The sequence below is a fragment of the Mycobacterium aquaticum genome (assembly GCF_002086485.1).
Taxonomy (GTDB): domain Bacteria; phylum Actinomycetota; class Actinomycetes; order Mycobacteriales; family Mycobacteriaceae; genus Mycobacterium; species Mycobacterium aquaticum.
The window spans coordinates 38,132-61,340 of sequence record NZ_MVHF01000040.1 but is presented as its reverse complement, the minus strand read 5'-3'; the positions used below and the strand labels follow the sequence as shown (position 1 = coordinate 61,340).

Here is a 23,209-nt window from a genome sequence, read left to right as displayed (position 1 = left end):
ACCCTAAGCGGTCAGAGTGACCACATCTGTCAGATGGGTAACATCGGGCTCACGGGTCACGACAAACACAGGTGTCGCAGCTGTTTGGGGGAATCAGATGACACGTCGCCTGAAAATCGGTGTCGCAGCGGTAGTTCTGGCGGCAGCCGTCGCATGTGGAGGGTTCGCCCCGGGAATCGCGGCGGCGGGGCCCCCGGTCGCCGGGAAGGACTTCTCGAAACCGGCCATCGTCATCCTCGGCTACGGCCTCAAACCCGACGGCTCGATGCGAACCATCCTCTATCACCGCGTACTCACCGGCCTGGCGATCGCACAGGCGTTTCCGCAGTCGCCCGTCATCGTCACCGGCGGTAACCCGCAGAACGGCCGGACCGAGGCGTCTGCGATGCGCAATCTTCTTCTCACCCTTGGCTTCCCGGCCAACCGGATCATCGTCGAGGACAAGGCCAACAGCACTGTGCAGAACGCGCAGTTCTCGGTTCCGTTGGCCAAGGCGGCAGGCACGTCGGGCATCATCCTGGTGACGTCGTCAACCCATCAGGGCCGTGCCGACCAGAACTTCGCCGACGCCGGCGGCAACATGCTGGCCACCGTGAGCTTCCCGGACGGCAATCCGTCCGTGAACATCGCCCAGTTCGTCCGGGACGTGCTCAGCCCGATGACGTCCATCGGCTGATCCGGGGGGATACGCTGCGGCTACGAGCCGATGAAAGCGTGACGAGATGGCCTACCGCGCCGGGCTGCTCCGGATGTTGCTGAGTTGCTGGGCCCTCACGCTCGCCATGGCTCCGGCTGCCGTCGCGGATCCGTCGGACACCGACAGCACCGAAGTGCGCTCGGGCGGCCCGGTGCCCACCGTCAACGGCGTCCCGTGCGTGGCCGGGCACCTCGGGACGTGCCTGGGTTTCCTGCAGAACAACCCGCCCGGTACCAATCCGGTGGTGCCGCGATCCGACGTCGGGCACAGCCCGACGGTGCGCCGCTGAGCCGGGCGCGGATCAGTACCATGACTGCCCGGGATGACTGACGCTGACAAGACCGACTTCCGTGCGCGGCTGCTGGATGCGCTCGAAGAGTCGATAGCCGCCGATGGGTACCAGAAGACGACGGTCGCCGACATCGTGCGGCGGGCACGTACCTCGCGGCGGACCTTCTACGAACATTTCGCCAGCCGCGAGGAGTGCTTCGTGGCGCTGCTGACCGCTGCCAACGCCGAGCAGGTGCGGATGATCGCGGCTGCGGTAGACCCGCATGCGCCGTGGCGCGATCAGGTCCGCCAGGCCGTCGAAGCCTGGATCGCCTCGGGTGAGTCCCGGCCGGAGCTGATGCTGAGCTGGATCCGCGACGTACCGGCGCTGGGCGCGACCGCACGCGACCTGCAACGCGACGTGCTGGAGAACTTCGTGGTCATGGTGCAGACGATGACCGACACCGACGAGTTCCACAGCGCGGGTGTCGAGGTTTCGCGGCCGCGGGCCATCATGTTGCTCGGTGGCCTGCGTGAGCTGACGGCGAACACCGTCGAGGCCGGCGGATCGATGAGCGATATCGCCGAGGAGGCGGTCGACGCCTCGATCGCGCTGCTGACGCCGCCGGTTCCTCGCTGAGCAGGCCCCCGAGCTACTCGGTGTTGGCGTGAGCGGCCCGGGCCGCGGCGTTGTCCACCTCGCGCAGCATCGCCAGCCGCAGACACACCGCGTCGAAAACGATGTGGCAAACCTGGTCGAAGAGACTCGACAACGGCTGGATCGTCGCGGCCTCACCGGGTTTGCGGTATTTCGTGGCTGCGGGTACGTGTACGACCGTCGCGGCGGCGGCCGCCAACGGCGAGTCGGGATCGGTGGTCACCGCGATCACCCGGCCGCCGACTTTGTTGGCCTGCTCTGCCGTGCGCACCGTGCTCGCAGTGGTGCCCGATCCGGATACCGCGACGAGCAGGTCTGCACTGCCCAGAGCGGGCGTGGTGGTCTCGCCGACGACGTGGACCGGCAGGCCCAGATGCATGAGCCGCATCGCAAACGCCTTGGCCATGAAGCCCGAGCGGCCCTCGCCGGCCACCACGACATGGCTGGCGGAGTTGAGCTCGTCGGCGACTGCGTCGAGCGGGGCGTAGTCGAAAGTGTCCAGCACGCCCCGGATTTCGCCGAGGATCGTCGAGACGAGTTCCGCGCTGCTCATCGCGCCACCTCCGCCCCGGCTGCCGCGCGCAGCGCGTGCACCGCGGCCAAAGGATCCGGGCTGGAAGTCACGGCCGAGCCGACGATCACGCGGATGTCGGTACCCGCAAGGGCAGGCATGTCGGCGACCCCGAGACCGCCTGCCACGGCGACCCTGCGGCCGTCGGCCCACGGCCCCAACTGCGCGAGAGGACTGACGCCGTGCCCTTGTGCGTCCTTGCTGACGTGCGCGGCCAGCACGACCTCGGCGGGCAACCGGTCGGCCAACGCGGCGCGTGCGGCGGCGTCGAGCCCCATGAGATCGACGACGAGTTCGCGGCCGCGCTCCTGGGCCACCTGCACAGCGGTGTCGATGGTGGTCGCCGGAGCCAGCCCCAGCACGGTCGCCGACCCGGCACCGGCGTCATATGCCATCGTCAGCTCCCAGCGCGCGTCGTCGGCGGTCTTGAGATCCGCCAGCACGGGGGTGTCACCCGTTGCGGCGGCTACGGCGGCCACAAACGCCGCGCCCTCACGCTTGATCATCGAGGTGCCGACTTCGATCCAGTCGACGTGCGGTGCCACCGCTGCGGCGATGTCGAGGGCCGTCGCGGCGGGCATGCGGTCCAGGGCTATCTGCAGTTTCATGCGGAAACGCTTCCTTTTCGTCGGGCGGGTTCGCAGTGTGGTCGGGCGGCGGCGAGGAATGCCTGGAGCGCGGTGCGGGTCGGCAATCCGTCCTTGTCGCCGGGGGAGGTGGTGGCCAAGGCGCCGACGGCGCTGGCCCGCGCCAGTGCGGCTGCGGGCGCCAGGCCGTCGAGGTGGGCGCTGATCAAGCCGGCCGCGAAACCGTCACCGGCGCCGACGGTGTCGACCACGGTGACCGGAAACACGGGGCGACGCCACACGCCGTCGTGGGTGTGGAGGGCCGATCCACGGCTTCCGTCCTTGATGACGACGCGGGAAACCCCTTGCCGCAGATAATGTTCGGCCACCCCGGTGGCAGTCGCGGCCCCGGTGAGCAATACCCCTTCTGTCAACCCAGGCATGACCCAGTCGCACCGGCGGGCCATGTCGTTGATCACCGCTGTCATCTCCGCCTGCGAATCCCACAGTGCCGGGCGGAGATTGGGGTCGAACGAGATCGTGGCGCCGGCCTTGCGGGCCACGTCGACGGCGTGGAACGCGAACGCGCGGGTGCTCTTCGAGAGGGCCAGCGGAATGCCGGTGAGGTGCAGGTGCCGCGCGCCGGACAGGTAGATGTCGGTGGCTTCGCTCGGCGCCAACCGGCTGCCTGCCGAGTTCTTCCGGAAGTACACCACCTCTGGATCACCGCCCTGGGCCAGGCTTTTGAGCTGCGATCCCGTGGGTGCGGTGTCGTCGACGCCGATTTGTGACACGTCGACGCCTTCGGCGGCGAGTTGCTCGACGGCGAACTGGCCGATGGGGTCGGCCCCGACTCGCCCGACCCAGCCGACCCGGTGTCCGAGTCTGGCCAGCCCGGTCGCGACGTTGGCTTCCGCACCGGCCAACGCCAGCTCGTAGCCGCGCACGCGATGCAACGGGCCGGGCGAGGTGGCCATGAACATGCCCATCATCTCGCCGAAGGTGACCGCGTCGAGCGTATGTCGGTTCATCAGGCCACCTCTCGCTGATCGTCGGTCGCCGTGACCGGGTTCTGAAGTTCGCCGACACCGGCAATGGCTGCGACGACTGTCGATCCCACGGTGATGGCGGCGCTGGCGCCCGGTGCTCCCGTCAGCACCACATCGCCGGGGTGCAACGTCAGCACGCTGGTGACGTAGACCAGGCATTCGAGCACCGACCGGGCCAGGTCGGCGGTGCCTGCGGCCTGAAGGTCGACGTCGTCCACCTGCAGGCCGATCGCCAGATCGTCCGGGTCGAGGCCGGTGGCGATCCACGGCCCGAGCGGTGTCCACGCGTCAAAACTCTTGGCGGCAAACCACAATGGGTCGCTCTGTTGCAGATCGCGAGCGGTGACGTCGTTGGCGATCGTGACGCCGAGGATGTGCTCTGCGGCGTTGGACAAGGTCAGTCGAGTTGCGGTGCAGCCGATCACGACCGCCAGCTCCGCCTCGGCGTCGACCCGGCCGATCCCCGTCGGCAGCGGGATCGGCGCACCGGGCCCGGTGACCGTGGTGACCGGCTTGAGGAACGCCTGCGGCGGCAGCTGCCGGTCGGTCGGCCCGGTGTTGTGTGCCATGCCGACCACGGTGCGCGGTGCGACCGGGGCCAGCAGCCGAGCATCACGCGTCGGCACCACGATTCCGTTGTGGCGCAGGTGCTTTGCGAACGGGTCAGCGATGAGCGCGTAGCCGTCGGGCTCGACCGTGGCGTGGTGGACACCGCCGGGGTGGGCGATGCGGGCGATCCTGCGCCCGGTCATGCGGCGATCCGGTGATCGGTCGCGGCCGCGGTCGGCTTCGGCGCCTTGACCAGGAACATGATGCCCGCCGCGACCAGCAGGCAGGCCGCCATCAGCAGGAACGAAGCGTCGGTGGAATTGGTGAGCCCGTTGAGCCAGCCGACCAGGTAGCTACCCGCGAATCCGCCGACCGCGCCGAGAGAGTTGACCAGCGCGATGGACGGCGCGGCCTGATCGCGGGGGAGTAGTTCCGGGATGTGTGCGAAGTATGGGCCGTACGGGGCATACATGCATGCCCCCGCGACCACCAGCAGTGCGAAGGCCACCCAGAAGTGGTCGCCGGCGACGTACGAGCCGTAGAACGCGAAGCCGCCGACCAGCAACCACGGCCACACGCAGCGTGCGCGGCGGCCGGTCTTGTCCGAGATCCGGCCATTGAGCAGCATGGCGACCACCGCGAAGGCGTACGGGACCGCTGCGATCAGGCCCGTCGAACCGATGCCCTGCCCGGTTCCGTGCTTGACGATCGACGGCAGCCAGAACACGAAACCGTAGATGCCGAGGCTCCACAGGAAGTACTGGATGCTCAGCAGCACCACGTTGCGTGAGCGCAGCGCCTGCAGATAGCTGCCCGTCGACTTCTGGAACCCGCGCTGTTCGGCGTCGAGAGTGTCGAGCAGGGTGCGCTTCTCGGTGTCGCCGAGCCATGCGGCTTGTTCGGGGCGGTCTTGTACGAGCTTGCGGAAGACGAACGCCCACAGGATCGCGGGCAGCCCTTCGAGGATGAACATGCCGCGCCACGACGTCGCCTCGATAAGGTAGCCCGAGACCGCCGTGAGCCACAGGACGGTGACCGGATTGCCGAGGATCAGGTACGTATTGGCCCGCCCGCGTTCGGCTTTGGTGAACCAGTGCGACAGGAAGATCACCATCGCTGGCAGCACGGCAGCTTCGACGACACCGATCAGGAACCGCACGATGATCAGTAGCGCCGCGCTGTGCAGCAGGCCCTGCACGGTGGCGAGCACACCCCACAGGATAAGGGACCAGAAGATCAGGTTCTTGACGCTTCGGCGCTCGGCGTAGATGGCGCCGGGTATCTGGAACAGGAAGTAGCCCAAGAAGAACGCGGCTCCGATGAGTGCGGAGATACCGCTGGAGATGGCCAGGTCTTCCTTCATGCCGCCGGCGATGCCGACGGAGAAGTTCGAGCGATCGAGGTACGCCAGCGAGTAGGTGATGAACACGATCGGCAGCAGCCGCGACCAGCGCTGGGTGCCGATGACTGCGCCGCTGGAGGCGGGCGTGCTGGAGGTTTCGGCCACCGCGGACCCCTTTCCCATATGTCTTCCACTATATGGAAGTAGCTTCCATAACACAGAACACACTGGCAGAAAGTTGTGATCCACGTCAAGTATGTCTTCCGAAATACGGATGATGCTTCCATATAGCGGAATAACTGGTGCTAGAGTTGCCGCGTGACGAGCGCCGCGAATGATCAACCCGTCAGCCGCACCGACATGGTGGGCAAAGCGCTGTGCGTCATGCGTGCGATCGGGGCCGGTCCGCTCGACGGCCGGACGCTGACGGAGCTGGCCCGGGAGACGGGCTTTCCGCTCTCCACGGTGCACCGCCTGGTCGCCACGCTGGCCCGGGAAGGCTATGTCGAATGCGACGAGCAGTCCAAGCGATACCGGGTCGGTCTGACGGTTTTCGCGCTGGCGCAACGAGTTTCGGAGGCGCGTGGTTACGACGGAGTGGCGCTTCCGGTGCTGCGGCGGCTGGCCGCCGAGACCAAGGAGTCGACGCTGATGTCGGTGCTCGACGGCACCAACCAGCTGTACCTGCACCACATCCACGGGCCACGGCAGATCAATGTGATCGGTGAGCCGGGCACGCGCGGACCGCTGCATTGCACGGCCATGGGCAAGGTGCTGGTGGCGTACGCGCCGCGCGCGCAGTCTGCGGAGTTGGTCGCGACGCTCGAGCTACCCAAGCTCGGGCCCAACACCATCACCGATCGGGAGGTCTTCGCCGCGGAGATTGCCCGCGTGCATGCCGGCGGCTACGCCGTCGCCGACGAAGAGCATGAGCAGGGCATCGGCGCGGTGGGTGTCCCGGTGCTCGGCGCCGATGGCGTGGCCATCGCCTCGATCTCGGTGGCGGGCCCGTCATTTCGGCTCTCGCGCGATGACCTAGTCGCGATGGTGCCCGAGTTGACCGCGGCCGCCCGCGAGTTGGCCCTGAAGCTGCCCGCCCGCTAGTTCCCCGCCTGAGGAATTCGCTGCCGAGCAGACGGAGAGTCGCACGGTTTGCAGGTCGAATGTGCGACTCTGCGTCTGCTCGCGGGTGGACCGCAGCACCCCGTCCCTTGCCTCCCGCGGTACCGACGCGTACCGTAATCGGTACTTCGCAGTACCAAGGAGGTTCGGCATGGGGGAAGCAACGACTGATCCGGTGCGCTTGCCGCCGGGTCCACGGATCCCGAAGATCGCGCTCGGTATGGCGTTCCTGGCCTTGCGGCACCGGGTGATCACCATCCTGGCCCGCCGGTATGACGGCGCCTACACCATCGATCTGCCGATTTTCGGCAGGACCGTGGTGCTCAGCGACAGGGCCTTGGTCAAGGACCTGTTCACCACCAGCGGGGACCTGGTACACCGCGCGTCGAATCTCGGGGCGGTGCTGGGCCCCGGCTCCACGTTCAGCCTCGACGGCCCGGCCCATCTGCAGCGCCGCAAGCTGCTGGTGCCGGCCTTTCACGGCAAGCGGATGGGCGGCTACGAGGCCATCGTCGAGGAGGAGGTGCGCCGAGAGATCGCCGGCTGGCCCACCGGTATCGAATTCGAGACGTTGGAGCCGATGATGCGGATCACGCTCAACGCGATCCTGCGTGCCGTGTTCGGCGCCCGGGGCGCGGCGCTGGACGAGCTGCGGGAACTGCTTCCGCCGATGGTGCCGCTGGCTTCGCGCATGGTGGTGATGCCGCCGCGGCTGCGCCGCGACTTCGGGCCGTGGAGTCCGTGGGGGCGGGTGCAACGATCCCGGCGCCGTTACAACGAGATCATCGCGGACCTGATCGCCGAGGCCCGGTCGGACCCGGATTTCGCTGACCGCAACGACGTCCTGGCGCTGATGTTGCACGCCCGCTACGAGGACGGTTCGGCGATCAGCGACAGTCACGTCGCCGACGAACTGCTGACCCTGCTGACAGCGGGCCATGAGACCACGGCCACCACGCTGGCCTGGACCATCGAGCGGCTACGCCGTCACCCCCGGTTGCTGTCCCGGCTGACCGCGGAAGCCGACGCAGGCGGTTCGGAGCTGCGGCAGGCCACCATCTGGGAGGTGCAGCGTACCCGCCCCGTCATCGAGGCCACCGTGCGCGTGACGCGCGATCGAATCAAGCTGGGGCAGTGGGTGATTCCCGAAGGGACGGCGGTCATCGTGGGTATCGCGGCATCGCACGAATCGGAGCGCAATTTCACCGACCCGGCAACGTTCGATCCTGACCGGTTCCTGGGTGCCACGCCGGACACCTACACCTGGATCCCGTACGGCGGCGGGATTCGGCGGTGCATCGGTGCTGCCTTCGCCAACATGGAGATGAACGTGACGCTGGCCACGCTGCTGCGGGAATTCGAGTTCGGCACAACCTATTCCGCGGGGGAGCGCAGGCATTCCCGGGGGGTGGCGATCGCGCCCGGTGACGGCGGGCGGGCTGTGGTATATCCGCGAACGCCCGTCGTTCATGCGCCTGTCGTGGCCGAGCGGGTGTCGGCATGACCGATCAGCACATCGTCGACGTCGGTCGCGGAATCTCCTTGTGCTACGAGCAGTTCGGTGACCCGGCCGACCCGCCCATCGTGCTGATCGCCGGGCTGGGACAGCAGTTGCATTCCTGGCCGGACGGTTTGGTCGCCGAGCTGGTCGCGCGGGGCTACCACGTGACGCGCTTCGACAATCGCGACGTCGGGCGTTCCACCCACATGTCGTTCCGGCCGCCGGGGCCCTTGGCCATCATCAGGGGTGGTAACGATCCCAAGCAGTATCACCTCGGCGACATGGCGCGTGACACCGTGGGGCTGCTGGATACCCTTGGCTTCTCGGACGTGCATCTGGTCGGCGTGTCGATGGGCGGCATGATCGCCCAGACCGTCACCGCGCATTATCCCGGCCGGGTGCGGACGCTGACCTCGATCATGTCGAACACCGGCGCACCCCGCATCGGCAGACCTGCGCCGTCGACCTGGTATCGGATGGCGACCCGGCGTCCCGCCCGCACCCGCGCCGAGGCCGTCGAGGCCGCGGTCAAGATCTTCCGGCACATCGGATCGCACGGCTTTCCGTTCGATGAGGACTGGGTGCGTGAGAAGGCCGGCGCCGACTGGGATCGCGATCGGTCGGCCGCGGGAACGCCGCGCCAGCTCGCGGCCGTCTTCGCCTCCGGTGACCGCACCGCCGAACTGGCGCAGATCGACGTTCCGACACTGGTGATCCACGGGGACCGCGACCGCATGGTGCATCCCACCGGTGGCGCGGCTACCGCCAGGGCGATCCCGGGCGCTCGGCTGGAGACCATCGTCGGCATGGGCCACGACCTGCCCCGTGGGGCTTGGAACCAGCTGGCGGACCTCATCACCAAACACACCAAGGAGCATCTGTGAGCAAGCGTCGAACCATCAGCGGCCGCACGGTCGTCATCACGGGAGCCGCCTCCGGCATCGGACGGGCCCTGGCCCAACGTCTTTCGGCGCATTCCTGCCCCGTCGCGATCGCCGATGTCGACGAGCTGGGCCTCAAGGAGACCGAAGCGAGCCTGGCCGGTCCGGTGCTGACCCGGGTGCTCGACGTGCGCGACGCCGCCGATCAGCGCGCGTTCGCCGACGAGGTGGCCGACTGGGCGCCACAGCCCCTGGGTGCGGTGTTCAACAACGCAGGCGTCGCGGTCGCGTCCAATGTGCTCGACGCGGTGCCCGAAGACGATCAATGGCTGTGGGACATCAACTTCCACGGCGTGGTCAACGGCACACGGGCGTTCCTGCCGATCCTGGCCAAGCAGGATGAAGGCGTCATCGTCAACACCTCCAGTGTGTTCGGGCTGGTCGGGATGCCGAGTCAAAGTGCATACTGCTCGGCCAAATTCGCGGTTCGCGGGTTCACCGACGCGTTGCGCCAGGAGCTGCGCGGCACCGGGGTGTCGGCCGTCAACGTGCATCCAGGTGGCATCAACACCAACATCGTGCGCAACGCGCGCTTCCGCAAGGACCCGGAAGGCCGGGGCCGCAGCCAATCTCAGATGGCCGACGAGTTCGCCGCGATCACCCTGACTCAACCGGTGAAGGCGGCCGAGATCATCCACCGGGGTGTCGAGGCAGGCAAGGCGCGAATCCTGGTGGGGCCCGACGCCTATGTGTTCGACGCGCTCGCCCGCATCGCTCCCACGCACTATTACGACGTCATCGGGTTCGCGCAGTCCCGGTTGCGTGGCCGGGCCCGGGCTCAGGCGGCGCGGTAGCGGTCAACCATGCAGCCGGCGGTAGGCCTGCGCCGCGCCGGGATGCAATGGCACCAGCCCGGTTTGGATCATGGTCGCCGGGGCCAGGTACTGCAGGCCACGCACATGCGCGGGCACCAGTTGCGCTGCGTCCGAGGCGAGTACGTCCACGGTTGCGGCCGCCAGGTCGGCGGCAGCAGTGCGGCCGACGAGCAGAAGGTTCGGGACGCCGATCGTCTTGATACCCACCGGCGCGTACGCGCCGGTGGGCACGCTGCGCACCAGGTACGGGTAGCCCGAGAGCTGCGTCATCGGTGTGGCGAGGGCCCCGATGTCGAGCATGCGCAGCGGCTGCCGGGACGCGAGGTCGGTGATCGCGGGTGTCGGCACCCCGCCCGACCACACCACGGCCTGCAGGTCGCCGTTCACGAGCCCGGCCAGACCGTCGCGTAGGCGATAGTTCACCAGTGTCACCCGGTTTCGCAGACCGGCCGCGTCGAGCATCACCACGCTGGTCGCCGCCGCGCCCGAGCCGCCGGGGCCGATCGAGACACGTCCGCCCTTGAGATCGGAAAGTTGCTGTGCCGCAGCGGCATCCCGCACCAGGACCTGCAGATAGTTCTCGTACACCCGGGCCACAGCCTGGGGGGCGTTCTCGCGCGGTCCGCCGGCCAGGTCGTGTTCGGTGACATCAGCCAGGGCGAGCCCCATGTCGGCCTCACCGGAACGTAGCCGGGCAAGGTTGTCGACACTGCCTTCGGTGGCGATGACGTCGACCTGCACCTGCGGGTAGCGGGCGTGCACCCGATCGGCGAGCAGTTCCGCGAATGCCAAGTACAGCCCGCCGGATTCGCCTGCGGCCAGCCGCACGCGCGCGGTCGGTCCGTTGCCCATGCAGCCCGCGGTCAGGACGCCCGCGGCGCCGATCATGAAGGCGCGCCTGGTCACCGCCGCCGTCATGCCCGCGAACCTGCCACCGGGAGCCCGAAACACACCCGCAGACCGCCTTCGGCGGCCTTCTCCACTGTGAGCGTCCCGCCGTGGCCTGCCGCGATCTCGGCGGCGATCGCCAGGCCAAGTCCGGTGCCGGACCGGTCGTCACTCCCGCGCCAGAATCGGGTAGTGGCCCTTGCCAAGTCGTCGTCGGACAGGCCGGCGCCGTCGTCGCTGATCGCGAGGTCGACCCGCTGATCGGCCGGTGTCGCAGACACCGTCACCGTGGTGGCGGGCCCGGCGTAGCGCAACGCGTTGTCGATCGCGACGTCGAGCAGTTGTTCCACATCGTGCCGGGCGAGCTGAGCTGCGAGCCCGGTATGGGAATCGCAGTGCGTCAGGCGCTGATCCTGACGGTCGGCGATGGGTTGCCAGAACGTCAGGCGTTCGTCGATCACGTCGGCTAGGTCGGTGGACTCGTCGGCCGTGGTGGACAGGCCCACCCGGCGGCTGCCGCTGACCTCCTCTGCTCGGGCCAGCCGCAACAACTGCTGCAGCAGATTTTCGAGACGGTCGAGTTCCGCGGACATCGAACCATAGGTCGGCCGGCCGGCCTCGGCCACATAGTCTTCCAGGCTGTCCGCGCGAAGTCGCACGGCGGCAAGAGGATTGCGCAGCTGGTGGGATGCGTCGGCGATGAGGCGGCGCTGCCGGTCCAACGACGCTCGCACCACCTGGGCCATCGTGTTGAACGCCGAGGTGAAGTGGCGCAGCTCAGGCGGACCCGCGACATCAGCCGGTGGGCCGGCCACCCCCTCGGTCATCTCGGCGACGGCGCGTTCCAGCCCGTTCACGGGGCGCAGGACCCAGCGGGTCAGGCCGCGACCCACCAGGGCCGCGAGCACGAGCAGGGCCAGGCACCCCGCCGTGACCCACAACCAGCCGACGCCGATATCGCGTGCGGCAGTGGAGACGTCGACGGCGATCACCACGGCGCCGACCAGTTCGCCGTCGCGCCGGATGCCCGCGGTGTCGAGTCGGTGCTGTCGGTCCCACGGCATGATCCGGGCCCAGTGCGACGCAGGCGCGTCGACCAGGGCGTGGTCCACTGCCGTCGCGACATCAGGATCGGCCGTGGTGAGTCCACGCGCGCCGAGGGTCTGGCCGTTCGCATCGACGACGAGCAGACCTTCCCCGTACAGGTCGTGGTACCGGTCGACGAGCCGGTCCAGCGGGACATTCGGTATCGCCGCGGCGTCGGCCAGCGCGGCCAGTTGTCGTCCTCGTTCGGCGGCCAGTGCCGCCGAACGCCGGTCGGCCAGGCTCAGGGCCAGGGGCACCGCCAGTGCTGCGATCGCCAGCAGCGACAGGACGACGAGGATGATCCTGACCCGGATGCCCATCTAGCTGTCCAGCCGAAAACCGAAGCCGCGCACGGTCTGTAGCGGCAGCCCGTCGAGCTTGGCTCGGATCTGCCCGATGAAGAAGTCCAGCGACCGGGATCGCCCGACCACCGCGGTGCCCCACACCTCCAGCATGAGTTCCTCGCGGCTGACAGCCTCGCCCTGTTGGGCGGCCAGGGTCGCCAGAATTTGGAACTCGGTCTTGGTCAAGGGTTGTGGCGTGCCTGCCACGCTGACCTCTCTGCGGTCGCGGTCGATCAGCACGGGCCCGGCGACGACGGGTTCGGCGTGTGCGGGCGCGCCGGCCACCCGCTGGACCCGGCGCATGACGGCCTGAATGCGGGCCAGCAGCACAGCTTTTCGAACGGGTTTCACCAGATAGTCGTCGGCGCCGGCACGCAACCCGAGCACCACCGCGCCGTCGCCGTCGCGGGCCGTCATGATGATGACGGGGACCGTCGAGGCTCGCCGCAGCGTGCGCAGTACGTCGAGGCCGTCCATGTCCGGAAGCCCCAGGTCGAGCAACACCAGATCGCAACCCTTGACCCGGTTGAGCGCATCGCCCCCGCGCCCGGCGCGCACCACGGTGGCGCCGGTCTGGCCGAGAAGTTCGGCCAGCGCCGACGCGACACCGTCGTCGTCCTCGACGAGCAGGACTTGCATGACGCTGATGCTAGGAAGCCGTGGGCGAAACTGTGATGGATTCGCCGATGCCGGTGTTCAATTCGCGGGTTTCGCGTTCCAGCTGCGACCGTCGCGACGACTCACCCATGAAGACGTACACCAGCAGCGATACCAGCGCGGCGGCGGCGACGTAGCCGAAGAACCAGGTCTCGTGGCCGATGTTCTTGAGTCCCAATGCCACGTATTCGGTGGTGCCGCCGAAGACGGCGACGGTCAGCGCGTAGGGCAGGCCGACACCCAGCGCGCGGATGCGGGCCGGGAACAGTTCGGCTTTGACCACGGCGTTGATCGACGTGTACCCCGACACGATGACCAGGCCGATCATCATCAGCCCGAATGCGGCCAACGCGGATTGGACATGCGCGACCGCCGTGAGCAGCGGAACGGTGCACAGCGTGGCGCCCACTCCGAACGCGATGAGCAGGGGTCGGCGGCCGATCCGGTCCGACAGCGCGCCCACGAGTGGCTGCAGGGCGACGAAGAGCAGCAGTGCGACGAAGTTGATCCACGTGACCTGCTCTTTCGGCAGGCCGGCGGTGTTGATCATGAACTTCTGCATGTAGGTCGTGAACGTGTAGAACGCGATGGTCCCGCCCAGGGTCAGGCCCACCACGGTCAGGCATTCCCGCGGATATTGCAGCAGTACGCGCAGGCTGCCGCGCTCGCCACCTGCGGCGTTCTCGCGCACGGCCAGTTCGTAGTTCGGTGATTCATCCATGGTGCGGCGCAGCCACATGACGGTCACGGCCGCCGCGGCGCCGATGACGAATGCGATGCGCCAGCCCCACGAGTGCAGCTGCTCGGGCGTGAGGATCTGCTGCAGGATGATCTGCACCCCGAGTGCCAGCAGCTGCCCGCTGGTCAGCGTCACGTACTGGAACGACGAATAGAAGCCGCGCCGGTGCGGCGTGGCGACCTCACTGAGATAGGTCGCCGACGTCCCGTATTCGCCGCCGAGCGAGAGCCCCTGCAGCAGCCGCGCGATCACCAGCAGCACCGGCGCGAGGGCCCCGATCTGTGCGTATCCGGGTAGAAGTGCGATTCCCAGCGAGCCGGCGCCCATCAGGGTGACCGACAGGGTCAGTGCCGCGCGACGGCCGAACCGGTCGGCGTAGCGACCGAACAGCCAGCCGCCGAGCGGGCGGACCAGGAAGCCGACCGCGAAGATGCCAGCGGTGTTCAGCAGCTGCGCCGTCGGATTCCCGGATGGGAAGAACACGCTGGCGAAGTAGATGCTGAACGCGGCGTAGGCGTACCAGTCGTACCACTCGATCAGATTGCCCAGCGATCCGCGAATCACGTTGCCCGCGACGGATCTCGCCCGCGGCTCCTGGTCGCTGCTGCGCTGTGTTGACGTCATTGTCGTGCCTCCCCGCCGGTTGTAGGTGCTGCCCATGATGTGAGGGCGGTCACCTGCGGGAGAAGGGGCCGGGCACGGATCCCGGCGTTTCCTTGCACGATCCACAGATTGCGCGACGAGGGCCGGCTCAGCCGACGGCGACCCCCGATTCCTGATGGCGGCGTTGCCGTTCGGCGGTGGCGAGGTAGAACGCCCAGGCGAAGGCGAAGTTGGTGAACAGGCTGGACACGAAATACAACCAGGGATACCGGATTCCGCGTCGACGGCCGTCGATGATGGTGAACAGCGGAAGCAGGATGACGTTGCCGACGGTGTAGTCGGAGCTCGCCGAACCCGCGGCCGGGTTGGCGTATCCGAGCCGCAGGAACTCACCCCAGGAGCCCTGCCCCAGGAAGGGATTGGCGGCGTACTCGTAGACGTAGCGAATGTTGAAGTACCAGGTCAGCGGGAGTGACGCGATACCGACGACGTAGAACACGGCCTCCAGCGTCGACACCTTCGGGCCCGCGGGGACGCGGGTGAAGACCGCCGGGTTCAACCGGACGATCAGCACGATGGTGATGATGCCCAAAACCGCGTGGACGATCAGCGAGACCATAGCCGAGTGTCACCACGGGACGAAAGTTTTGTCAATATTGACATTACTTCGATGCGGTACGTTACCCGCATGGTTCGCCCGGCACAGACGGCGCGCAGCGAACGCACCCGCGAGGCGCTGCGGCAGGCCGCGCTGGTGCGGTTCCTTGCGCAGGGCGTCGAGGAGACCTCGGCCGAGCAGATCGCCGCCGACGCCGGGGTGTCGCTGAGAACCTTCTACCGGCACTTCACCTCCAAGCACGATCTGCTGTTCGCCGACTACGACGCGGGGCTGCACTGGTTTCGCGCTGCGCTGGCCGACCGGCCGCCGGGCGAATCGGTGATCGACTCCGTGCAGTCGGCGATCCTGGCCTTCCCGTATGACGTTGACGCGGTGACCAAGATCGCCGCGATGCGGGCAGCCGAGCTCGATCCCGGCCGGATCGTCCGGCACATCCGCCAGGTCGAGGTGGATTTCGCCGAGGCGGTCCGCGAGCGGCTGGTTCGCGACGACCCGCCGGGGCCGGGTGTGGACGATCAGCTGCGGCTCACGGTGGCCGCGCGGTGTATCGCCGCGGCGGTGTTCGGGGCGATGGAGTTCTGGATGCTCGGTGACGAGTCGGGGGAGCGGTCGCTGCCGGAGCTGGCGCGGTTGTGCCGGGCCGCGCTGGAGTCGCTGCGGGGAGGCGTCATCCCGCCCGGCGACTGATGTTTTGTCATTATTGACAAAACATTGGAGGCGTGTCAGCCTCAGCCGATGGCGGACTTCGACGCGATCGTCATCGGCTCCGGTCACAACGGGCTGACGGCCGCGGCGCTGCTGCAGCGCGCCGGGCTGCACACCGTGTGTCTGGAGGCCAAGCGCTACGCCGGCGGCATGGCATCCACGGTCGAGCTGTTCGACGGCTACCGGTTCGAGATCGCCGGATCTCTGCAATTTCCCACCTCGGCCGTGGTGAGCCGCGAACTGGGCCTGGACACGCTGCCGACCATCGACCTCGAGGTGATGTCGGTGTCGTTGCGTGGCACCGGAGATGCGCCGGTGATCTACTACGCCGACCCCATGAAGATGCTCACCCACCTCGGCGAGGTGCACGGTTCGGACGCCGTGATGGGGATGGCCAATCTGATGGCCTGGAGTCAGGCGCCCACCCGCGCGTTGGGCCGGTTCGACGCCGCGCGCCCGCCGCGCAGCGTCGACGAGATGTATGCCTGCGCCACAAACGAACTCGAACGTTCCGCGATCGACGATCTGCTGTTCGGTTCGGTCAGCGACGTGCTCGACCGCTACCTGCCGGACCGCGAGAAACACGGCGCGCTGCGCGGCATGCTGGCCTTCCTGGCTGTCAACACCACCTACCGCGGGCCCGAAACCCCGGGCAGTGCTGCGGCATTGGCCTACGGCATGGCGGTACCCGACGAGAACGCCATGCTGATGAAGAAACTCGCGGGCGGTATCGGTGCGCTCACCGAACATCTGCACGCACTGCTGACCGACGCCGGCGGTGAAGTGCGGCTCAACGCCGCGGTCGAGGAGATTCTCGTCGACACCGGTCGCGTCACCGGCGTACGGCTGGCGGACGGGTCGACAGTCAGCGCCCCCGTGGTGGTCTCCGCCGTCGCCCCGGACCTCACCGTCAACCGGCTGCTCGCCTCCGACGCCGTGCCCAGCGAGATACGGGACCGGTTTGCCCGCGTCGACCATCGGGGCAGCTACCTGCAGATGCACTTCGCGCTCGACGGTGCACCCACCTTCGCCGCGCCGTACGAGTTGCTCAATGATCCCGAAATGCAAGCGGCCATCGGCATTTTCAGCACACCGGAGGATCTTCAGCAGCAGTGGCAGAACGCCAGGAAGGGGATCGTCCCCGACGACCCGGCCGTCGCCTTCCAGATTCCGTCGGCGCACGACCCGACGCTGGCGCCCGCAGGCAAGCACGCGGCCTCCGCGTTCGCGCTGTGGTTCCCGGTCGAGGAATCCGCGTCGAGCTACGGCGAGTTGAAAGCTGAGATGGGCCGCCGGGTCATCGAGAAGATCACCCGGCTGGCGCCGGATTTCGAGAGCCGGATCATCCTCCACACCACCTTCACACCGCGCCATATGGGCACCATGTTCGGCGCACCAGGCGGGGACTACTGCCACGGCCTGATCCACCCCGAACAGATGGGCCGCAACCGGCCCGGCCCGCGCGGCCACGTCGACCAGCCGATCCCGGTGGCCGGCCTGTATCTCGGCAGCGCTGGTTGCCACGGTGGGCCCGGCATCACCTTCATCCCCGGTTACAACGCCGCCAAAGCTGTTCTCGCCGACACCGCCTCACAGTCGACACACGGCTGACTGGCAGGTACCGGTCGCATACTGTCGCCCATGCGAACCGAGGTCGGGCCCCTGACGTTGCAGGCCGTCCTGACGTCGTGGCAGTTCGATGCGGTGTCGGTGGTCGTGGTTCTGGCGCTGGCGGTCGGCTACGGGTGGTGTGTCCGGCGCAGCGGTCTGCGCGGCAGGCCCGTGTGGTGTTTCGGCGTCGCCGCGCTGCTCTGGCTGCTGGCCACGGTCAGCATGATCGGGGTCTACGCGTACGTGCTGTTCTGGGTGCGTGCGCTGCAAGTGGTGCTCTTGCTGCTGGTGGTGCCGTTCTTCCTGGCATCGGCGACGCCGGTCACCGCATTGCGCGCCGCCCTGCCTCCGGCGGGGCGGGACAGGCTCGACCGGTTGCTGGCGGGTTGGGTCGCGCGGGTGCTGCTGCATCCGGCCACCACGTCGATCGCCATGCTGGGAACGCCGTGGCTGCTGTACCTGACGCCGTGGTACACCGCCGCGCTGCAGCAGCCCGCGGTGGCGGAAGCCACCCGAATACTGTTGGTGGCCATCGGTTTCGGCTACTTCTACGCCCGGCTGCAGGCCGATCCGGTGCCGCGGCGGTATTCCCAGCTGATCTCCCTGCTGATCAGCGTGGTGGAGTCGATCGGCGACGGCGTCCTCGGCATCGTGCTGTGGCTCGGTCCGTTGATCGCTCCTGCGTATTACGCCGCGTTGCACCGGGATTGGGGCCCGAGCGCGCGGATGGACCAGGTGATCGGCGCGGGCGTGCTGTGGATTCTCGGCGACGTGCTGGGGGTGCCGTTCCTCATCGTGTTGATGCGGGCGCTGTCGGCTGACGAGAAGGCGCATGCCGCCGAGGTCGACGCCGAGCTGGACCGCGCCGAAGCTGCCGAAGCCGAAAAGACCGAGAAAGTCGAGAAGGCAGACGAATCCGGGCAACCCAAGGCCGCCGAGGAGCAGGCCCGGCCCGCTCTGTGGTGGGAAGCCGACGAGCAACTGTCCCAACGGTTCCGGCGCCGCTGACGCTCAGGGTGCCTCGGAACTCTTCTCACGCTGCTCGACGAACCAGACCGCGATCTGGGTACGGGAGATGAAGCCCAGCTTGCCGAGAATATGCTCGATATGGGCCTCTACGGTGCGGCGCGCGATCAACAGCTTCGCGGCGATCTCCTTGTTGGTCTTGCCCTCGGCGATCAGGGCGGCGACCTCGTTTTCCCGACGGGTCAGCGCACTGTCCGGCCGCGGTGAGGTTTTCGCGGCTGTCGATGGCGCGCGTTCGTCGAGTGCGTACCGGATCGCGGCGTCGGTGTGCATCTGGTGGCCGCGCCCGAACTCCGCGTCGTATGCCTTGCGCCCCAGTGCTTTCTGGACCCGCTCCTGCTGCTGTTCGTGCACCGAGACCAGGTGGCGCATGCCGAACAGCGGTGCTCCGGTCCGCCGCCACAACCGGTCGGCCGCGCCGAACAGCCGGGCCGCGCGCTCGGGCACCGGTTCGCCACCGGCAGCCCAGGCCAGGATCTCCAGGCAGAACGCGATGACCCACTGCTCACTGAACTCACGGGCCAGCCGCATGCTGTCTCGCGCCGAGTCGGCCGCCCCTGCGACGTCGCCGTGCAGCCACGCGACCAGCGCGCGGTCCCACAGCATGTACGACTTCAGCCAGCGCTCGCCTAGGGCGTCGCACAACGCGACGGCGTCGGTGCAGACCTGCATGGCCGGCTCCGTATCGCCGAGCAACGCGGTGACACCGACCAGGTAGAAGCTGGTGTCGAGGGTGCCGAGCCTGCTGCCGGTGGCGCGATGCAGGTCAAGCGCCTCGGCGAGCAGGCGCCGCGCGGCCGGCAGGTCGCCCTGGGACATCTTCGTCATACCGTGCAGCTGCACGGCCCACGCGGCCGCATCGGCGTCGCCGAGCTGCTCGGCGAGCGGCACGCACTCCTGCAGCAGCGCCCCGGCTGCGGCGATGTTCTCTTCGAGCGTGCACAGGTACCCGGCGACCCACAGCGCCCGGGCCCGAATCTCGCTGGGCTGCTTGTCCAGTCCGAGCCCACGTTCCAGCCAGCGGCGGCCTTCGCTGGTCAACCCGGTCGCGATCCAGAAGAACCACAACGCGCTGGCCAGCTGCAGGCCGGGTGCGGCCTCGTCCGGTTCTGTGAAGCAGAACTCGAGCGCGGCACGGAGGTTGCCGTGTTCGTGCTGCAGCGCACTGAGCCGCCGCGCCTGCTCGGGGCCCAGCCAGTTCGCGCGGGCCTGTTCGACGAGGTCGGCGAAGTAGTCTCGGTGGCGTCTGCGCTGCGCCCGTTCGCCGCCGTCGGCACGCAGCCGTTCCAGTCCGTACTGGCGGATGGTCTCCAGCAATCGGTACCGCTGGTGATCGCCGACCTGTTCGGCGATCACGATCGACTTGTCCACCAGCGTCTCCAGCAGACCGAGCACGTCCCACTCGTCGAGCTCGTCGCTCGAGCAGATCGATTCCGCCGCGGACAAGGTGAATCCGCCCGAGAACACCGACAGCCGCGCCCACAGCAGCCTCTCCTGTTCCGAGCACAGTGTATGGCTCCACTCGAGCGACGCCCGCAGCGTTTGATGCCGGGGCAGCACCCTGGGGCTGCCGCCGGTGAGCAGCCGGAAGCGGTCCTCGAGCCGGTGCAGGATCTCCGTGGGGGACAGGGCGCGTAGCCGCACCGCCGTCAGTTCGATGGCCAGTGGGATGCCGTCCAGCCGTTGGCAGATGCGCGAGATCGTCTCGGCGTTGCCCTCGGTGAGCGCGAATTCCGGCTGCACCGCGGTCGCCCGGTCGACGAACAGGGTCACCGCCTCGTATTGGCCGAGCGCCTCCGGTGGCAGCCGCGCCTCGTCGGGCATGGACATCGTCGGGATCTGGAAGATGTGTTCCCCGGTCAACCCGAGGGCCTGCCTGCTGGTGGCGAGGATGCGCACCCCGGCGGCGCCGTGCAGCACCGCCTCGGCGATCACCGCGCAGGCGTCGCGCAGGTGCTCGCAGTTGTCCAGCACGAGCAACAGGTTTCTGTCCGACAGGTACTCGACCAAGGCCGGTGTGGGCAATCGCCCGCTGCGGTTGTGCAGCCCGAGCGTGCTCGCGATGGTCTGCGCGAGCAGGGCCTCGTCCTTGAGCTCCGCCAATTCGACGAACCACACCCCGTCGGGGAATGTGCGTTGCAGATCCGCGGCGACCCGCTGCGCCAGCCGGGTCTTGCCTGCACCGCCGACGCCGGTGAGAGTGACTAGCCGCGATGTCGAGAGCAGCCGCTTGATCTTGGCGATGGCACGTCGACGTCCGATGAAATTCGTCAGTTCCGCCGGGAGATTTCCCTTGGGGCGGGCACCCGACGGCGACTCGGCTGCCCACGTCGTATCCGACCCAGCCGTCCCCAATTCGGCCTGCACAGGCAGCTCGTCGACCGCGAAGCTGTGCTGACGCTGGGCCTCACGCAGCTCGTGGCCCAGCTCCGCAGCCGATGGCCGGCGGTCCGGGTCGGCGGACATCGCGTGTTCGATGATCGCGCTGACATCCTCGGGAATCCCGTGCTCCCGGAGGTTCGGAACGGGCTCGTTGGTGATCCTCATGAATTGGGCCACCACTTGTTCGCCGCTGCGCCGCTCGTAGGCGGCGTGACCGGTGAGCGCTGCGAACAACGTCGCGCCGAGGCCGTAGACGTCTGCGGCCGGGGTTGGCGGATGGCCCAGGATGGTCTCCGGTGCGGCGAAGGCCGGCGAGCCTGTCACGACTCCGCTCGCGGTCTCGAACCCTCCCGAGACGTGTGCGATGCCGAAGTCGGTCAGTGCAGGCTCGCCGTAATCGGTGAGCAGGACGTTTCCCGGCTTGACGTCGCGGTGCACGATGCCCAGGCGGTGCGCGGTCTCGAGGGCGCCGGCCAGTTTCACCCCGAGCCGCAACACATCTTTGAGCGGAAGTGGACCATGCCCGCGGATCCGCGAGTGCAGCGAGTCCCGGGGGTGGTACGGCATGACGAGGTAGGGATGGCCGTTGTCGGTGGTGCCCACCTCGAGGACGTAAACGATGTTGGGATGTCCCGTCATCCGGCCGACCGCACGCTGCTCGCGGTAGAACCGCGCACAGTTCTCCTCGTCGAGGTCGGCCGTGAGGACCTTGACCGCTACGGTGCGGTCAAGCGAGGGCTGGGTGCACCGGTAGACGACGCCGAAACCACCGCGGCCGATCTCGACGGCGTCTTCGAATCCGGCCGCTGCCAGATCTGCCGTGACGGAGCCCGAAACATCGTGCTGCGTCGCGAACGGATCGACATCGGCCATCGTTACCTCGATTCATCCGAGACGCCGGCCCAGCTGCAAGCATATCTCCGGGAGCGCGGGCAAACCCTCCGCACCATAACCGTTGACGCACTGCGTCGAGCCGATTTGCGGTGCGTCGGTTGTGAGCTCGCCTGGACCGATCCGACCGTGGCAGAGTTGCCCGCCGGACTCACCGAGCATCCGTCGTCGGCTGTGAAATGCCTGTGCGGCAAGCGATTTCAGTGATGCATGTCCTAGCGGGCGCGCAGCTGTTGCACCCAATCGGCGGGCACGCGGCCCTGGGGCCCTGGCACGGGCTGGTCGGTGGGGTGGTTTTCGGGCGGGGCGAGTTCAGGGCCGTCGTAGTACCGATTGGACGAGTAATCCCAGAACCAGTCCTCGCCCGGCTCGAATGAGCGGATGATTGGGTGACCGGTCGCCTGCCAGTGCGCCGACGCGTGGCGCGAGAGCGAATCGTCGCAGCATCCGATGTGTCCGCACGCCGCACACCGACGCAGGTGCACCCACCAACCGCCCGCTGCATCGCATTCCACACATCCGGCGCCACTGGGCGGCACGGTCGGATCTACGGCACTGGTCATGTCGGCGAGCGTAGTCCGAGTACCCTCCCCGCATGGCAACCAGCGATTCCCGCGAAGTAGTGATCGAAGCGACCCCGCAGGAGATCCTCGACGTCGTCGCCGACATCGACGCAACCCCGTCCTGGTCTCCGCAGTACCAGAGCGCTGAGGTCATGGACACCTACGAGGACGGCAGGCCGCGTCGGGTCAAGATGACGATCAAGGCCGCCGGGATCACCGACACCCAGGTGATCGAATACACCTGGGCCGAGAACAAGGTGAGCTGGACGCTGATCCGGGCCACGCAGCTCAAGAAGCAGGACGCCAGCTACACCCTGACGCCCGACGGCGACAAGACCAGGGTCAAGTTCGACATCACCATCGATCTGGCCGTGCCGCTGCCGGGCTTCATTCTCAAGCGGGCCATGAAGGGCGGCACCGAAACCGCCACCGACGGCCTGCGCAAGCAGGTGTTGAAGGTCAAGAAAGGCGGCTAGCTAGGACGCCTGCGCGGCGAATTGTCCGGGCTGGTAGTCGCCTGCCGGCTGCTGGATGATGACGTTGAGCCGGTTCACGGTGTTCATGAACGCGATGAGGCACACCAACGCGACGAGTTGGTCCTCGTCGTAGTGTTTGACGGCATTCGCCCAGACCTCATCGGACACGCCGCCTGCTGCGTCGGCGATGCGAGTGCCCTGCTCGGCCAATTCCAATGCGGCGCGTTCGGCTTCGGTGAAGACCGTGGCCTCCCGCCAGACCGCCACCAGGTGAAGCCGGGTCGGGCTCTCCCCGGCGAGCGTGGCGTCCTTGGTGTGCATGTCGGTGCAGAACGCGCAGCCGTTGATCTGGCTGATCCGCAAGGCCACCAATTGTTGTGTTGCCTCAGGCAAAGTCGAGGTCGTGACGACTTTGCCTGCCGAGGTGACGTGCTTGATCATCTTGGCGGCGGTCGCGTTTTCGAAGATGTTCAGTCGGGCATCCATGGTGCGCTCCTTCGTCGATCGGGCTTACGTCCTCTAGACACCGCGACTCGGC

24 protein-coding genes are annotated in these 23,209 nt (G+C 67.9%); 11 read left to right on the top strand and 13 right to left on the bottom strand.

Annotated elements, in window-relative coordinates:
• The first annotated feature begins 97 nt into the window (after window positions 1-97).
• From BST13_RS28915 to BST13_RS28905, 3 genes are read left to right on the top strand one after another with little or no spacing between them, the layout of a single operon-like run.
• Complete coding sequence (locus BST13_RS28915; protein ID WP_083168394.1) at window positions 98-676, top strand: YdcF family protein; 579 nt, start codon at window positions 98-100, stop codon at window positions 674-676.
• Between the two features lie 46 nt (window positions 677-722).
• On the top strand, window positions 723-986 hold the full coding sequence (locus tag BST13_RS28910; protein ID WP_245839843.1) for a hypothetical protein: 264 nt from the start codon (window positions 723-725) through the stop codon (window positions 984-986).
• A gap of 33 nt (window positions 987-1,019) precedes the next feature.
• Window positions 1,020-1,607 (top strand): TetR/AcrR family transcriptional regulator, encoded by a 588-nt coding sequence (locus BST13_RS28905; protein ID WP_083168392.1) that lies wholly within the window; start codon window positions 1,020-1,022, stop codon window positions 1,605-1,607.
• Window positions 1,608-1,620: 13 nt separating this feature from the next.
• On the opposite strand, the gene hxlB is transcribed toward BST13_RS28905, so the two are convergent.
• The 5 genes from hxlB to BST13_RS28880 are packed head-to-tail and all read right to left on the bottom strand — an operon-like array spanning window position 1,621 to window position 5,867.
• Window positions 1,621-2,178, bottom strand: coding sequence for a 6-phospho-3-hexuloisomerase (gene hxlB / locus BST13_RS28900; protein WP_083168391.1), 558 nt, complete (start codon window positions 2,176-2,178; stop codon window positions 1,621-1,623).
• Complete coding sequence (locus BST13_RS28895; RefSeq protein WP_083168389.1) at window positions 2,175-2,804, bottom strand: orotidine 5'-phosphate decarboxylase / HUMPS family protein; 630 nt, start codon at window positions 2,802-2,804, stop codon at window positions 2,175-2,177. Before BST13_RS28895 ends, hxlB begins: the two co-directional genes overlap by 4 nt.
• Window positions 2,801-3,793 carry a sugar kinase gene (locus BST13_RS28890; RefSeq protein WP_083168388.1) on the bottom strand — a complete coding sequence of 331 codons (993 nt, stop codon included), beginning with the start codon at window positions 3,791-3,793 and terminating at the stop codon, window positions 2,801-2,803. The genes BST13_RS28895 and BST13_RS28890 overlap by 4 nt, the downstream gene beginning before the upstream one ends.
• Entirely contained in the window at window positions 3,793-4,563 is a 771-nt protein-coding gene (locus BST13_RS28885) for a fumarylacetoacetate hydrolase family protein (RefSeq protein ID WP_083168386.1), read from the bottom strand. The genes BST13_RS28890 and BST13_RS28885 overlap by 1 nt, the downstream gene beginning before the upstream one ends.
• Window positions 4,560-5,867 carry an MFS transporter gene (locus BST13_RS28880; RefSeq protein WP_211296203.1) on the bottom strand — a complete coding sequence of 436 codons (1,308 nt, stop codon included), beginning with the start codon at window positions 5,865-5,867 and terminating at the stop codon, window positions 4,560-4,562. Before BST13_RS28880 ends, BST13_RS28885 begins: the two co-directional genes overlap by 4 nt.
• A gap of 153 nt (window positions 5,868-6,020) precedes the next feature.
• Here BST13_RS28880 and BST13_RS28875 point away from each other — a divergent pair, with 153 nt between their 5' ends.
• The 4 genes from BST13_RS28875 to BST13_RS28860 all read left to right on the top strand — a co-directional run bounded on the left by BST13_RS28875 (window position 6,021) and on the right by BST13_RS28860 (window position 10,060).
• Window positions 6,021-6,806 (top strand): IclR family transcriptional regulator, encoded by a 786-nt coding sequence (locus tag BST13_RS28875; RefSeq protein ID WP_245839842.1) that lies wholly within the window; start codon window positions 6,021-6,023, stop codon window positions 6,804-6,806.
• 169 nt (window positions 6,807-6,975) lie between these two features.
• A complete protein-coding gene (locus BST13_RS28870; RefSeq protein ID WP_083168383.1) occupies window positions 6,976-8,328 on the top strand; it encodes a cytochrome P450 in 1,353 nt (450 codons plus the stop codon).
• Entirely contained in the window at window positions 8,325-9,209 is an 885-nt protein-coding gene (locus tag BST13_RS28865; RefSeq protein WP_083168382.1) for an alpha/beta fold hydrolase, read from the top strand. Before BST13_RS28870 ends, BST13_RS28865 begins: the two co-directional genes overlap by 4 nt.
• Entirely contained in the window at window positions 9,206-10,060 is an 855-nt protein-coding gene (locus BST13_RS28860; RefSeq protein ID WP_083168380.1) for an SDR family NAD(P)-dependent oxidoreductase, read from the top strand. The genes BST13_RS28865 and BST13_RS28860 overlap by 4 nt, the downstream gene beginning before the upstream one ends.
• A gap of 3 nt (window positions 10,061-10,063) precedes the next feature.
• On the opposite strand, the gene BST13_RS28855 is transcribed toward BST13_RS28860, so the two are convergent.
• The 5 genes from BST13_RS28855 to BST13_RS28835 form a co-directional block, all read right to left on the bottom strand.
• Entirely contained in the window at window positions 10,064-10,999 is a 936-nt protein-coding gene (locus BST13_RS28855) for a TAXI family TRAP transporter solute-binding subunit (protein ID WP_083168379.1), read from the bottom strand.
• Window positions 10,996-12,375 carry a sensor histidine kinase gene (locus tag BST13_RS28850; RefSeq protein WP_083168377.1) on the bottom strand — a complete coding sequence of 460 codons (1,380 nt, stop codon included), beginning with the start codon at window positions 12,373-12,375 and terminating at the stop codon, window positions 10,996-10,998. Before BST13_RS28850 ends, BST13_RS28855 begins: the two co-directional genes overlap by 4 nt.
• Window positions 12,376-13,038: a response regulator transcription factor gene (locus tag BST13_RS28845; protein WP_083168376.1), complete on the bottom strand. Its 663-nt coding sequence runs from the start codon at window positions 13,036-13,038 to the stop codon at window positions 12,376-12,378. It abuts the gene before it with no gap.
• Window positions 13,039-13,048: 10 nt separating this feature from the next.
• Window positions 13,049-14,419, bottom strand: a complete 1,371-nt coding sequence (locus tag BST13_RS28840) for an MFS transporter (RefSeq protein ID WP_083168374.1) — start codon at window positions 14,417-14,419, stop codon at window positions 13,049-13,051.
• A 127-nt stretch (window positions 14,420-14,546) separates the two neighbouring features.
• Complete coding sequence (locus BST13_RS28835; RefSeq protein ID WP_083168373.1) at window positions 14,547-15,017, bottom strand: DUF2834 domain-containing protein; 471 nt, start codon at window positions 15,015-15,017, stop codon at window positions 14,547-14,549.
• A gap of 69 nt (window positions 15,018-15,086) precedes the next feature.
• Here BST13_RS28835 and BST13_RS28830 point away from each other — a divergent pair, with 69 nt between their 5' ends.
• The 3 genes from BST13_RS28830 to BST13_RS28820 are packed head-to-tail and all read left to right on the top strand — an operon-like array spanning window position 15,087 to window position 18,341.
• Window positions 15,087-15,704, top strand: coding sequence for a TetR/AcrR family transcriptional regulator (locus BST13_RS28830; protein ID WP_083168371.1), 618 nt, complete (start codon window positions 15,087-15,089; stop codon window positions 15,702-15,704).
• A 48-nt stretch (window positions 15,705-15,752) separates the two neighbouring features.
• Window positions 15,753-17,333, top strand: coding sequence for a phytoene desaturase family protein (locus BST13_RS28825; RefSeq protein WP_083168370.1), 1,581 nt, complete (start codon window positions 15,753-15,755; stop codon window positions 17,331-17,333).
• Window positions 17,334-17,363: 30 nt separating this feature from the next.
• Complete coding sequence (locus tag BST13_RS28820) at window positions 17,364-18,341, top strand: cytochrome c oxidase assembly protein (protein WP_083168368.1); 978 nt, start codon at window positions 17,364-17,366, stop codon at window positions 18,339-18,341.
• A gap of 3 nt (window positions 18,342-18,344) precedes the next feature.
• Here BST13_RS28820 and BST13_RS28815 read toward each other — a convergent pair whose 3' ends face one another.
• The gene (locus BST13_RS28815; RefSeq protein ID WP_083168367.1) at window positions 18,345-21,614 is read right to left on the bottom strand and encodes a protein kinase domain-containing protein; all 3,270 of its coding nucleotides are present in this window, start codon (window positions 21,612-21,614) and stop codon (window positions 18,345-18,347) included.
• 233 nt (window positions 21,615-21,847) lie between these two features.
• Window positions 21,848-22,195: a UBP-type zinc finger domain-containing protein gene (locus BST13_RS28810; RefSeq protein ID WP_083168365.1), complete on the bottom strand. Its 348-nt coding sequence runs from the start codon at window positions 22,193-22,195 to the stop codon at window positions 21,848-21,850.
• Between the two features lie 32 nt (window positions 22,196-22,227).
• Between BST13_RS28810 and BST13_RS28805 the strand changes: the two genes are divergently transcribed.
• On the top strand, window positions 22,228-22,671 hold the full coding sequence (locus BST13_RS28805; protein ID WP_064942269.1) for an SRPBCC family protein: 444 nt from the start codon (window positions 22,228-22,230) through the stop codon (window positions 22,669-22,671).
• Here the strand turns inward: BST13_RS28805 and BST13_RS28800 are convergent, their stop codons facing one another.
• Window positions 22,672-23,157 carry a carboxymuconolactone decarboxylase family protein gene (locus BST13_RS28800; protein ID WP_083168364.1) on the bottom strand — a complete coding sequence of 162 codons (486 nt, stop codon included), beginning with the start codon at window positions 23,155-23,157 and terminating at the stop codon, window positions 22,672-22,674.
• Window positions 23,158-23,209: the final 52 nt, after the last annotated feature.